Below are 222 nucleotides of genomic sequence, written 5' to 3'. Positions count from 1 at the left end.
TTTTTGAGACACCTGCATTCACCCATCTTAAAAAAATGGGTCTCCCCACACCCGAACTAAGCAGGTCCCATAACGCGTCCGTATTGAAGCCGTAAAATGACTCAACACCAAGGATGGAAGCTAGCTCTCGATGAAAGTCCACCTCGCTTCTCACCACCTCGCCATTTATCTGAATATTCATTGCGCACCTTACATCCAGCCCCCCCCCGCCGCCCCGGAGGC

1 protein-coding gene is annotated in these 222 nt (G+C 52.3%); it reads right to left on the bottom strand.

What is annotated here, in order from left to right; genetic code table 11:
• On the bottom strand, positions 1-181 hold a 181-nt coding region (locus OR16_RS42495; RefSeq protein WP_192816493.1), incomplete at its 3' end, for a barstar family protein.
• Positions 182-222 lie beyond the last annotated feature (41 nt).

The sequence above is a fragment of the Cupriavidus basilensis OR16 genome (assembly GCF_000243095.1).
Taxonomy (GTDB): domain Bacteria; phylum Pseudomonadota; class Gammaproteobacteria; order Burkholderiales; family Burkholderiaceae; genus Cupriavidus; species Cupriavidus basilensis_D.
This window is presented reverse-complemented; position numbering and strand designations above follow the sequence as displayed.